This is a genomic window from Microbacterium sp. ZW T5_56, from assembly GCF_044987425.1.
Lineage (GTDB): Bacteria > Actinomycetota > Actinomycetes > Actinomycetales > Microbacteriaceae > Microbacterium.
The window spans coordinates 11,846-24,938 of sequence record NZ_JBJDRI010000009.1; the positions used below are offsets into that span (position 1 = coordinate 11,846).

Below are 13,093 nucleotides of genomic sequence, written 5' to 3' on the forward strand. Positions count from 1 at the left end.
CTCACGCGCTCGCGGGGGGTCGCCGCCCGACGCATCCGTCGTCATGCATTTCGGCGGGCAGCGGTCACAGCTGCCGTGGCCCTGATCGTGGCCGCGGGGCTGGCGGCGTTCGGCGCGGCCGTCCCGGCTGTCGCGGCGGAGTCGCCGGGAGCGAAGGCACCCGTCACCGTGACAGCGGATGCGTTGCCGACTGTGCAGATCAACGGTGTTGTGTGGACGCAGACGGTGATTGATGACTGGGTCTACGTCGGCGGGCAGTTCACCAGTGCACGACCGGCGGGTGCGGCGCGTGGTCAGAACGAGACGCCGCGATCCAACTTTCTTCGCTACAGCCTGACGACCGGGGAGCTGGACACCGATTTCGCGCTGCCGGTGAACGGCGTGGTGAACGCATCGACCGCGTCGCCCGACGGCACGACCCTCTACATCGGCGGCTCGTTCACCACTGTCGGCGGCGAGACCCGGTATCGGGTGGCCGCAGTGGATGTGGCCACCGGTGCCCTGAGTGCTCTCAACGTGGGAGCCAACGCCTCGGTGTACGGCTTGGTGGCAACCGATGATGCGCTCTACCTCACGGGCGGATTCAGCACGATCAACAACGTGGCACGCGCACGCATCGGTGCCGTCAGCACGGCCACGGGGAAGCTCCTCCCTTTCAACGCGGTGCTCAGCGGAACCGGTGTGGGCCGGAGCCTCGTCATCTCTCCGGATCACGGCAAGGTGGTCGTCGCGGGCAGCTTCGAACGGACCAACGGCGGGACCAACCCGGGTGCCGGTATCGCAGCGCTCGATGCCGCGTCTGGCGCGAGTCTGGGCTGGGCGATGAACGCGGTCATCCGCAACACCGGCACATACCGGGGGTTCATGGGCCTCAGCGCTGACGAGTCCGGGGTGTACGGAACGGCCTACTCGGGTACGTCCCTCGGGCTGGAGGGGTCCTTCCACGCGAACTGGGCGGACGGCTCCCTCGTCGCGATGGAGGACTGCCATGGTGACAGCTACTCGGTCGTACGCTTCCGGGGAGTGGTCTATAAGGCCAGTCACGCCCACTTCTGCGGCAACGTTGACGGGGGATTCCCCCAAGAGACCGTGTGGTTCTACAACCATGCGCTCGCCTACACGATGGACGAGGCATCGAAGACTCTGTCCGAGAACCAGACGAGACCGACCTACTACACCTCGTTCGGCGGGCAGCCGTCCGCCAAGATGCTTCATTGGTATCCGCTGTTCACGCCCGGGACGTATACCGGGCAGAGCCAAGCGACCTGGAGCGTCGCCGCCGGTGGCGACTACGTGGTCTATGGCGGTGAGTTCCTGACAGTCAATGGCCGCGCGCAGCAGGGGCTTGTTCGGTTCGGCACCGCGAACGTCGCGCCGAACGCGGAGGGGCCCATCGTTCAAGGCAGTTCCTTCACGGTCAACATCACCAGCCCGAAGAAGGGACAGGCGTTGCTGACATGGACGAGCAACTACGACGCGGACGATGCAGAACTGACCTATACGGTGGAACGTCGCGATAGCGCCGTTCCGCTGTATACGACAACGTCGACCTCGACACGATGGAACCGACCAGCGCTCTCTTTCCGTGACGTGGCACTGACGCCGGGTAGCACCTACGAGTACCGTGTCGTGGTCACCGACCCGCACGGCAACAGCACGCGCGGCGACTGGAGCCGCGTGGTGATCGCCGCATCCGGGGCGGTGAACATCCCACCGACTGCGAGTTTCACGACCGCCGTGGACGGCGGCGAAGTCATCGTGGACGCGTCGGAGTCTGCGGACAGTGATGGCCGCGTGATGTCTTGTGCCTGGGATTTCGGCAACGGCATCACCGGCACAGGACTGGCGCTGAAGTACGCCTACCCGGCTTCCGGTAGCCATACGATCCGGCTCACGGTGACCGACGATGAGGGTGCGACGGCGATGACGACGCGCACGGTGTCAGTGATGCTGCCGGAGGCTCCCGCGGTGACGGTAATCGCGGCGGATGACTTCGCGGGGCAGGCATCGGACGGATGGGGCGACGCCACTGTAGGCGGCCCGTGGACGCTCTCGGGCGGAGCATCGTCGTTCAGCACGGCCGACGCTGGGTTGATCACGCTGGCGCCGTCGCTCACACGCACGGCACGGCTGGACGCCGTGTCGTCGATGGATTCGATCACGACCGTGCGGGTGTCCAGCGACGTGTCGGCCGCAGGCGGAGTGACGAGCGCGACGGTGCTCGGCCGTGTCGTCGGTTCCGATGTGTATTCGGCTCGGGTGCGGTTCGAGCCGGGTGAGACGGTGAGGATGTACCTGTTGCGAGGCGAAACGCCCCTGGGGGCGATGAGCACGACGTTGGCGGGATACACGCCAGGGACAGACGTGGTCGTCGCGCTGAGCGTTCGCGGAGCATCGCCCACCGAGTTGGGCGCGAAGATGTGGTTTGCGTCGGCGATCGAGCCGGCGAACTGGCAGCTAACGGCGACCGACAGCACCGACGCGCTGCAGGGGCCGGGACGTGTCGGTCTGATGGGGTCGTCGAGCTCGCTATCGACGGTGCCGCGTACGGTGCTGAGCTTCCGCGAGTATTCGGTCACCGATGGGCGTCCTGCCGTGGCTGAGGGGGAGAACCACCCGCCGGTGGCGGCATTCACGACGGCAACGGACGGGTTGCGCGTGGTCGTGGACGCGACGGGCGCGACGGATGTCGAGGGCCCCCTGGCCCGGTACGACTGGAATTTCGGGGACGGGACGACGGGTGACGGTGCCGTTGCTGAGCATGTCTACTCCGCCCAGGGCATCTACACCGTCACTCTCAGGGTGACCGACTCCGATGGCGCCACCGATGTCCGGGAGCGGGTGGTGTCGGTGACAGAAGCGCCGACGACCGACCTCCTCGCCCAGGACGGCTTCGGGCGTGAGATCGCTGACGGGTGGGGACTCGCCGACACGGGAGGTGCCTGGTGGACGCAGGGCGGCGACTCCGCTTTCTCGGTCTCGAACGGCGCGGGGCGTATCGCCTTGGCGCCGTCATGGACGCGGTCGGCTCTGCTGTCGGCAGTGCAGTCGGACGGTGTGGTCGTGCGTGCCACGCTGCGTGCCGACACGATTCCGGAAGGAGCCGGTGCCGCAGCGCTCACAGTGGTCGGCCGGCAGACCGAAACCGGCGCCTATCAGGCCCGCGTGCGCGTGGAGGCCGGCGGGACAGTGCGCCTGTACGTGATGCGAGACGAAGCCGCTCTGGGAGGTGCGAGCCTGGTGCTGCCGGCGCGGTACCGCGCGGGCGACCCCCTCCACGTGAAGGTCCAGGTGTCCGGGATGGGCGAGACCACGATCGCCGCCAAGCTGTGGGCGGACGGAACCCCGGAGCCGGCCGGCTGGCAGCTCACGGGAACCGATCGCACGGACGGGATGCAGCAGCCGGGTGTCGTGGGCGTGCGTGGCGCCGTGTCGAGTGCGGTCACCACCCCGCAGATCACATTCACCGTGACGGATTTCACCGCGACGAGCGTGGGGCCGTGATTGTCGTTCGTGAGGTTATCCACACCGCCGCGAGTGAGTAATCCACAATGAGGCCCGCGGGCCTAAGCAGGGGGGCACAAACGCGTAGGGTGCATGAGATGGCTCTCATGAGCCTCCGGTCTGCTGGGGAGTTGACCGTGTACGTCCTGGGGAAGGCCGCTTCTATGACTCGTTCATTGTCGTTCGCGCGAGCGCGAGCGTACGCCGTCGCGCATCGTCGTCCTGCTGTTCCGCGGCTGCTGGCGGTCGGCGTGGTCGCGTTGATTCTGATCACGACGATCATCGGAACGAGCGGGATGTCGGCGCGGGCTGACGATGCGCCGCCTCCTGCGACGGTGAGCCCGGTGACCGCAGACCCGCTCCCCACCGTGCAGATCAACGGTGTGGTCTGGACGCAGACCGTGGTTGGCGACTGGGTCTACGCCGCCGGGCAGTTCACCAGTGCCCGCCCCGCGGGGTCGGCGCGGGGACAGAACGAGACACCGCGGTCGAACCTGTTGCGCTACAGCATCACCACCGGAGAGCTGGATCCGAACTTCACCCTGTCCGTCAACGGTGCGGTCAATGCATCGACGGCATCACCCGACGGATCGACCGTCTACATCGGCGGTGCATTCACTCGCGTCGGAACAGAGACGCGATACCGCGTGGCCGCGATCGACGTGGCCACCGGCGCGCTGTCGCCGTTGAACGTCGGCACCAACGCCACGGTCTATGGCATGGTCGCCACGGACGATGCTCTTTACCTCACGGGTGGGTTCAGCACGGTCAACAACGTCGCGCGCGCACGTGTCGGAGCCGTCAGCACCACCACCGGATCCCTGCTGCCCTTTAACGCCGTGCTGTCCGGCGCCGGGATCGGGCGCAGCATCGTCGTGTCACCCGACCGCGCCAAGGTCGTGGTCGCTGGCAGCTTTGAGCGAGCCAACGGCCTCACGAATCCCGGAGCCGGTATCGCCGCCCTCGATGCGACAACCGGCGCGAGCCTGCCGTGGGCGATGAACTCGGTGCTGCGCAGCTCAGGATCCTTCGCCGGATTCATGGGTCTCAGTTCGGACGAGTCTGGGGTGTACGGCACCGCGTACTCGCAGGCCGCCATGCGCCTCGAGGGTTCGTTCCACGCGGACTGGGAGGGCGGCGCACTCGTGGCGATGGAGGACTGTCACGGCGACAGCTACTCGATCGTGCGCTTCCGCGGCGTGGTCTACAAGGCTTCCCACACTCACTTCTGCGGCAACATCGAGGGTGGTTTCCCACAGGAAAGCACCTGGTTCTACAACCACGCTCTTGCCTACACGATGGATCCGACCACGGTGACGATTCTGCCCAACCGCACCGAGGCGGGATCGTATGCCTCCTACAGCGGTCAGCCTTCGGCGAAACTCCTGCCCTGGTACCCGCACTTCACCCCCGGAACCTACACCGGACAGGATCAGGCCGGCTGGAACGTGACTGCGGGTGGCGACTACGTCGTCTACGGAGGCGAGTTCCTCTCGGTGAACGGATCGCCGCAGCAGGGGCTCGTCCGCTTCGGCACAGCCGACGTCGCACCGAACGCCCAGGGGCCCGTCATTCAGGGCGCGGCCTTCAAAGTGACCATCACCAGTCCCAAGAAGGGACAGGCGCTGTTGAAATGGACGAGCAACTACGACTACGACGATGCGGAGCTGACCTACACGGTCGAACGCCGCGACAGCGCCACGTCGCTGTACACGACTACTTCGACGTCATCGCGGTGGAGCCGTCCCGCCCTCTCCTTCCGTGATGTGGCTCTGACGCCGCGCAGCACCTACGAGTACCGCGTTGTCGTCTCCGACCCGCACGGCAACAGCACGCGCAGCGACTGGACTCGCGTGGTGATTGCCGCCTCCGGGGCGTTCAATGTCGCGCCGACCGCGAGCTTCACGGCAAACGTCGACGGCGGCATGGTCGCCGTCGACGCATCGGCCTCCACTGACAGCGATGGGCGGGTGATGTCGTATGCCTGGGACTTCGGTAACGGCGTCACAGGCACCGGCCTCGCGCTGAAGTACTGGTACCCGGCTTCCGGAACCTACACGATCCGACTCACCGTCACCGATGACGAGGGCAAGACGGGGGTGACGACGCGCAACGTGACGGTGGTGGTGCCCGAGGCTCCGGCGATGACCGTGATCGCGGCAGACGAATTCGCGGGTCAGGCCGTAGATGGATGGGGCGATGCCTCCGTGGGCGGCACATGGACGCATTCCGGCGGAGGGTCCTCGTTCAGCACGTCCGACGGAGGACTCGTCACGCTCGCGCCGTCGCTCACTCGCAGCGCCCGGCTGGAGGGTGTGTCCACGATGGACGCGATCACGACAGTTCGCGTGTCCAGCGACGTGGCCGCGGCAGGTGGAGTGACCAGTGCCGCCGTGCTGGGCCGTGTGGTGGGTCCCGACATGTACTCGGCCCGCGTGCGCTTCGAGCCGGGGGGAACGGTGCGGCTGTACCTGCTGCGCGGCGAGACTCCGCTGGGCGGGAGCAGTGTGGTGCTCTCCGGTTACACCCCTGGCAAAGACGTGATGGTCGCGCTGAGCGTTCGCGGTGCGTCGCCCACGCAGCTCGGCGCGAAGATGTGGTTCGCCTCCACTGTGGAGCCGGTCGAGTGGCAGCTCACCGCGACCGACAGCACCGATGAACTGCAGGGGCCGGGAAGTGTCGGCCTCATGGGCTCGTCGAGTTCGCTGTCGACGGTGCCGCGCTCAGTGCTGCGCTTCAGCCAGTACTCCGTGCACAACGGCCGTCCCGCGGTGGCCGAAGGGGCGAACAACCCGCCCGTAGCAGCTTTCACCACCGCGACCGACGGACTTCGCGTGGTGGTCGATGCGACCGGATCCACGGATACCGAGGCGCCACTTGCTCGTTACAGTTGGGACTTCGGAGACGGCACGACGGGCGAAGGCGCCGTGGCCGAGCACACCTACGTTGAGCAGGGCGCCTACCCCGTCACGCTGACCGTCACTGACTCCGACGGTGCCACCGATTCCCGAGAGCGGGTGGTATCGGTCGCCGATGCGCCCGTAGGCGACGCGCTCGCCGCGGACACCTTCGGACGGGACGTGACCGATGGGTGGGGAATCGCCGATACCGGTGGCGAATGGTGGACGCAGGGTGGGGCCGCGGCGTTCTCGGTTGCGGGCGGTGCCGGACGGATCTCACTCGCTCCGTCATGGACGCGGGCGGCCGCCCTGTCCGCAGTGCAGTCGGATGCAGTCGTCGTCTCAGCCACAGTGCGCGCCGACGCGGTTCCGGAAGGGGCCGGTGCCGCGGCGCTGACACTGATCGGCCGACAGACAGACACCGGCGCCTACCAGGCTCGCGTGCGCATCGAAGTCGGGGGCGCGGTGCGCCTCTACGTGATGCGTGACGAGGCGGCACTCGGTGGTGCCAACTTTGTGCTGCCGGACAAGTATCGGCCTGGCGACCCGATCCACGTCAAGGTGCAGGTCACCGGGACCGGAGAGACCACGGTTGCGGCGAAGATGTGGGCGGATGGAGCACCCGAGCCGACCGCCTGGCAGCTGACCGGCACGGATCGCACGGACGGTCTGCAGCAGATGGGGACGGTGGGCGTGCGCGGCTCCATGTCGAGTGGTGTCATCACCCCGCAGCTCACGTTCACCGTGACCGAATTCGCGGCATCGAGCGTGGCGCAGTGACGGCCGCGCACGAGGAGGCCGCGGGCGGCCGTCGAGGTGGCGCACGCAGGCGCGTCGCGCTGATCGCGCTCGCCGTCGTTGCCGTCGTTGCCGTGGTCGTGGTGATCCTGGCCTTGCGAGGCAGCGGAGAGGATGCTGGGGTCGCGGGTGCCACCCTGGCTCCGTCTGATTCGCGCTCTGCGACCGCGACTGCATCGGCCGCCGCACCCACGGCTGAGCCGGAGCCGGCGGAATCCATCGCGCCGCTGCCGCCGCCGACACCGCCCGAGGGTGCGCAAGAGCAGCCCATCGCACCGGAGCAGGAACCGGTGGCGCCGACGGAGACGGCGATGGGCGCGGACGGAGCGAGCGTGGCGTTGGTGGGGACCGAGGCTCTCGACGTGGTCGGACAGCTGCCCGGGGAGGTATCGGGTGCAGGCATGAAGGTCACGGTTGAAATCACCAACACCACGGATGCACCCATGAACATGGACTACGTTGCGGTGAACCTCTACACCGGGAATGAGCGCACGCCCGCGCTGCCGATTCCGTCCGCGGACTCCGGCGGATTCGGAGGCGAACTCGCCGTCGGCGAATCCGTGACGGCAAGCTATGTCTTCCTCCTGGATGAGGACGTGCGCGGAGACGTGTTGATCGGTGTCGACTACCTTCCGGGCGCTGCAACGGTGACCTTCCGGGGCTCACTCGATGGCTGAGCCTGTCGTCGGCCATCGGCACGAGGGCCGGAGTAATCCACAGGAAGCACGACCGAGCCACAACGCCCTCCGGTCAGCCCGTAGGGTGCCGGAGGGTGGATATCTCGAGTCCGCCTCGGTCCGCTGGGGAGCCGACCGAACGAATCCGGGGAAGGTTCGCTCACGTGGCACGACTGTATTCATCCGCTCGACGGTCGCATAGCCCCTCGGGCCGCCCCCGCAGAGGCGCGCTCATTCGGGCGATCGCCGCCGTCGTGGGCGGAGTGCTCATCGGTGCGCTCGCGGCCCCACCCGCGTTTGCGGATGCCGGTGTGGTGGTCCGTGCAGAAGGGGACGAATCCGCGCCCGGAGCCGCAGGCGTCGCTGCTGGAGCCGCGGGCGTCGCATCCAGCGCGGCGGGCGTCGCTGTTGGAGCCACGGGCATCGCGTCTGGCGCAGTCGATCCAGGTGCGGGCACGCCTGTCGGAGCGGATGCCGCGGTCGCGGCTGCCGCGGACCCCGCACTGCCCGCCACCGTGACGGCCGACCCGCTGCCCACCGTGCAGATCAACGGCGTGGTGTGGAAACAGCTGGTTGTCGGCGAGTGGGTCTACGTGGCCGGACAGTTCACGAGCGCCCGTCCCGCCGGTGCCACGGCAGGGACCAACGAGGTGCCGCGTCAGAACCTGCTGCGATACCGCCTCAGCACGGGTGAGCTGGACCGCGGGTTCGCGATTCCCGTGAACGGGGCCATCTACGCGCTCGCACTGTCGCCCGACGGTCGCACGATCTATCTCGGCGGTGCGTTCACTCAGATCGGGACGGAGACGCGCTACCGGATCGCAGCGCTCGATGCGGCGAACAGCACCATCCTTCCGCTGAACGTGGGGGCGAATGCCGGTGTGTATGGCCTGGCGGTGACCGACGACACGCTGTACGCCATCGGTGGCTTCAGCACGCTCAACAATCAGCCGCGGGCTCGGGTCGGTGCGGTGAGCACAATCACGGGGAAGCTGCTCCCGTTCCAGGCGACGCTCGCGGGCAGCGGGATCGGCCGCAGCGTGATCGTGTCGCCCGATCGGTCGAAGGTCGTCGTGGCAGGTAGCTTCGAGTCCGTCAACGGCTCGACCACGCCGGGTCGCGGCATCGCCGCGCTGGATGCGCAGACCGGTGCCGTCCTGCCGTGGGCCATGAACGCTGTCATCCGCAACGCGGGGTCGGCGACGGGCTTCATGGGACTCACCTCCGACGCCACCAGTGTCTATGGCAGTGGCTACTCCTTCGAGGGCGGCGGATTGGAGGGGACGTTCCGCGCCTCCTGGAGCGACGGCAGCCTCATCACGATGGAGGACTGCCACGGCGACGTGTACGACGTCGCGCTGTTCGGCGGTGCGCTGTACGACGCGGCCCACACCCACGCGTGCGAAACCATCGAGGGCGGCTTCCCCGACGAGGTTCCCGAGTTCCATAACCATGGCTTGGCCTTCCTGATGGAGCCGAGCGGACGTGTGCTCGCTGAGAATCGAGTTCCCGACTACGCGACCTTCGGCGGGCAGCCGGCGGCCACGCTCCTGCACTGGTATCCGATCTTCAAGCCCGGGACCTTCACCGGACAGAACCAGGCCACCTGGACCGTCACCGCGGCCGGGGACTACCTGATCTACGGCGGAGAGTTCCTCACCGTCCAGGGCGTACCCCAACAGGGGCTCGTGCGATTCGCGACCAGCGCGGTCGCTCCGGAGAAGCAGGGGCCTGTGCTCACGGGCGGCGGCTTCGCGGTGCACGTGGCGAGTACCACCAGCGGAGAGGCCCTGCTCACATGGACCAGCAATCACGACCCTGACGATGCCGTGCTCACCTACACCGTGGAGCGGCGAGGGACGGCGACGCCGGTGTTCACCACCTCGTCCCGGTCGACGCGGTGGGATCGCCCGACGCTGACCTATCGAGACACCGGGCTGGAGCCGGGGTCCACTCAGGAGTATCGCGTGGTGGTGGCGGATCCACATGGGAACAACACCGCGACGGATTGGGCGCGCATCGTGGTCAGCACCGGCGGCACGCCGGAATGGAACATCATTGCTGCCGACGCCTTCGGGCGCAGCGAGACGGCCGGCTGGGGGAATGCCGCGGTCGGCGGGCGGTGGCTCACCAACGGTGGTGCGGCCGCATTCGGGGTGTCCGACGGGCGCGGGCAGGTCGCACTGTCTCCGGGACAGACTCGCAGTGTGCTGTTAGACGGTGTCTCCACCACGGACAGCATCAGCACCGTGCGCGCCTCTGTCGATCGGGCATCGGCCGGCGGCGTCGTGAGCGGAATGGTCCTCGGGCGAGTGGTGGGATCAGCCGTGTACTCGGCACGTCTCCGGTTCGAGCCCGGCGGCACGGTTCGCCTCTATCTGCTGCAGGGCGAGACCCCACTCGGCGGCAAGAGCATCGTGATCTCCGGCTACACACCCGGCGACGACGTCAACGTCGAGCTCAGCGTCCGCGGAACATCGCCGACCCAGCTGGCCGCGAAGATGTGGTCCAGTCGAACTGCAGAGCCGGGCGAATGGCAGCTCACCGCCACCGATGCGACGGCCGCCCTGCAGACTGCCGGTCCCATCGGCCTGGCCGGTTCCTCCAGCTCGCTGTCCAGCGTGCCGATCACCACCCTCAGCTTTGATGACTACGAGGTGTCCGACGGCCGTCCGGCCGTGGCGGACGGTGAGAACCACCCACCACGCGCGGACTTCACCGCGACCACCGACGGTCTCCTGGCGTCCTTCGATGCGTCCGCCTCCTTCGACGACGAGGGGCCGATCGCCAGCTACCAGTGGGACTTCGGCAACGGGACGCGGGGGGCTGGCGCTTCCGCGCAGGCCACGTACGCCCAACAGGGGCAATACACCGTCACTCTCACCGTGACCGACTCTGACGGAGCCAGCGACAGCCGATCGCGGAACATCGCGGTCACGGCCCCGCCGATCGGGGAAACGTTGGCCGCCGATACATTCGCCCGCACCGCCACCGGAGCGTGGGGACTCGCTGATACCGGTGGCCCCTGGCAACTGAGCGGCGGCGACACGGCGTTCAGCGTCGCGCCGAGAGCCGCCGGCATCCTGCTGCAGCCGTCGTGGACGCGCGCCGCTATGCTTCCCGCCGTCCTCAGCGATGCGGTAAGCGTGTCGACGTCATTCCGTGCGGACAGTGTGCCGACCGGAACCGGTGCCGTGGCGCTGACGGTCGTGGGCAGACAAACGTCGACCGGTGCCTATCAAGGACGAGTTCGTGTGGAGACCGACGGGGCGCTGCGCTTGTACATCATGCGCGATGAAGCCGCACTGGGCGGCGCGAGCGCCGTGCTGCCGGGGGCCTACCGACCCGGGGAGCTGATCCACGTGCGGCTCCAGGTGACCGGTACCGGACCAACCACCCTCGCCGCGCGCATGTGGCGCGACGGAGAGCTGGAACCGACCGCCTGGCAGCTGACGGCGACCGATCGCACTGACGGCTTCCAGCAGCGCGGGAGTGTAGGACTGCGCGGGACGATGTCGTCGGCAGCCACGACCCCACGCATCCAGGTGACCGTCACCGACTTCCACGCGACAGCCGTCGTGCCCTAACCCGGCACCCCTGGCCCGGGCACCGCACCGCGTGGCACGGGTCCGCACCCCTGTCTGGCGTGCCCCTTTCCGGGATCCCCGTCGGTGCACTGCTTGTTGTGCTAACCGCGAGACTCCCGTCTGTGGGCGATAATCGCCGCGTCGCCCAGATTCTCACCCACAGACGGAAGTCTCGCGGATGATGGTGGGGGCCGAGACGACACGGTGCTGTGGTGCCGTGGCGGTGTGGCCGTGTGGTGGTGTGGCGGCCGAGACGACACGGTGGCGTGGTGGCGTGGTGGCGTGGTGGCGTGGTGGCGTGGTGGCGTGGTGGCGTGGTGGCGGTGTGGCGCCGTGAACGAGGGCGTGTGGCGTGATCAGCGGCGCGGTGGTGAGAGAGACGACGGTGAGAGCTCCACGCGAGAGCGGGGGAGGCGTGCGCGTTCGGTGTTTGAGAGCAGGGCGCACGCGAGCAGCAGGGCAAGGGTGTTGTAGCTCGTGAGGAGTGGGCTGAAGAACATGTCCCACACGCCGAGGGCGAGCAGCAGAGCCAGCAGCGCTGACCCGCGACGCAGCGACACTCGCACGGCCGCCGCGTGCACCGAGACGGCGAGCAGCAGCAGAGCGAAGAGCGCCCCGGGCAGCCCGAACCGGATCCACAGATCGCCCAGCACGGAGTGAACCTCGAAATGGCCGCCGAACAGGTACCGATCGACGTAGCCGTTGTCGGGGTCGTAGGTGAGGGCCTCCATTCCGCTCTTTGCGATGATCACGTCCATCGTGTTCGGCAGAGTCCCGCTGCCGTATCCGAGAGGCTGCGCGCTGAGCAGTGCGGTCGAAGCCCCGAGCTCGGGCCTGCCGCCGGTGATCAGCGAACCGCTCGCATCCAACTGTGCCTGGGTGCGCTGCTGGGCCACAGAACCGAGCACGCCCTCCACCAGCAGCGTCTGGGTCACGAGGAAAACGGTGATTCCCAGCACTGCCAACCCGCCGAGCGTGAGCCATGGGCGCGATCGGAGCTGACGGGGAGGCACGAGCTGCATCAGCACCAGAGCCCCGGCGATGAGTGCGAACGAGGAGAAGGACCGAGAATCCGCTGCCACCGAGATGACCGCAACGACTCCCAGGATCAGAAGCTCGCCCCACCGACGGCGACGCATCGCCAACGCCAGAGCGAGGAAGGCGAGAGGAAAGGACAACGAGAACTTCCAGAGGTTGGTGGTGTTCCCGCCCGTGATCGCGACGTTCACCAGAGCTCCGAGGGCGAACGCGATCGCCAGATGGGAGGTGGCGAGCTGGGTGCGGGCCCACAGCAGCAGGCCGATGCCCGAAAGCATCGACAGCAGCGTGAACGACTCGCGCAGGAGCAGTGATTCGTCGACCACACGGTCGCCCGTGAACACCAGAGACAGAACAGCGCCGCTCGCCAGGGCCAGGGTGCCCAGGATCATCAGCGATCGTGCCCACCGGAACATCCGCAGCGCCGGCCACCACACCGGGAGAAGCAGGAGCGCCGCGATGATCGGAAGCGTGAGCCCCGGTCCGAAGGCGAACCGCATGCCGACGAGAGCGGACGCGACTGCGGCCAGAGCCCGGCTGGTGCCGGTGCGCACGGCCGGCGGCGTGTTCGTCGCGGTCATCTGTCGGC

General features: G+C 67.9%; 5 protein-coding genes. 4 read left to right on the forward strand and 1 reads right to left on the reverse strand.

All coding sequences use genetic code 11. The annotated features are described in order from the left end of the window. Window positions 1-75 precede the first annotated feature (75 nt). The 4 genes from ACI3KU_RS06040 to ACI3KU_RS06055 all read left to right on the forward strand — a co-directional run bounded on the left by ACI3KU_RS06040 (window position 76) and on the right by ACI3KU_RS06055 (window position 11,466). A complete protein-coding gene (locus tag ACI3KU_RS06040) occupies window positions 76-3,504 on the forward strand; it encodes a PKD domain-containing protein (protein ID WP_404921393.1) in 3,429 nt (1,142 codons plus the stop codon). Window positions 3,505-3,668: 164 nt separating this feature from the next. Beyond that, entirely contained in the window at window positions 3,669-7,184 is a 3,516-nt protein-coding gene (locus ACI3KU_RS06045) for a PKD domain-containing protein (protein WP_404921394.1), read from the forward strand. After that, window positions 7,181-7,879, forward strand: coding sequence for a hypothetical protein (locus ACI3KU_RS06050; protein WP_404921395.1), 699 nt, complete (start codon window positions 7,181-7,183; stop codon window positions 7,877-7,879). The genes ACI3KU_RS06045 and ACI3KU_RS06050 overlap by 4 nt, the downstream gene beginning before the upstream one ends. A gap of 164 nt (window positions 7,880-8,043) precedes the next feature. Next, window positions 8,044-11,466: a PKD domain-containing protein gene (locus tag ACI3KU_RS06055; RefSeq protein ID WP_404921396.1), complete on the forward strand. Its 3,423-nt coding sequence runs from the start codon at window positions 8,044-8,046 to the stop codon at window positions 11,464-11,466. A 356-nt stretch (window positions 11,467-11,822) separates the two neighbouring features. Here ACI3KU_RS06055 and ACI3KU_RS06060 read toward each other — a convergent pair whose 3' ends face one another. Next, window positions 11,823-13,085, reverse strand: a complete 1,263-nt coding sequence (locus ACI3KU_RS06060) for a hypothetical protein (RefSeq protein WP_404921397.1) — start codon at window positions 13,083-13,085, stop codon at window positions 11,823-11,825. Window positions 13,086-13,093 lie beyond the last annotated feature (8 nt).

Coding starts and splice junctions, on each gene's coding strand:
- ACI3KU_RS06045 (WP_404921394.1), top strand. CDS start 3,669: ATGACTCGTTCATTGTCGTTCGCGCGAGCGCGAGCGTACGCCGTCGCG.
- ACI3KU_RS06060 (WP_404921397.1), bottom strand. CDS start 13,085: ATGACCGCGACGAACACGCCGCCGGCCGTGCGCACCGGCACCAGCCGG.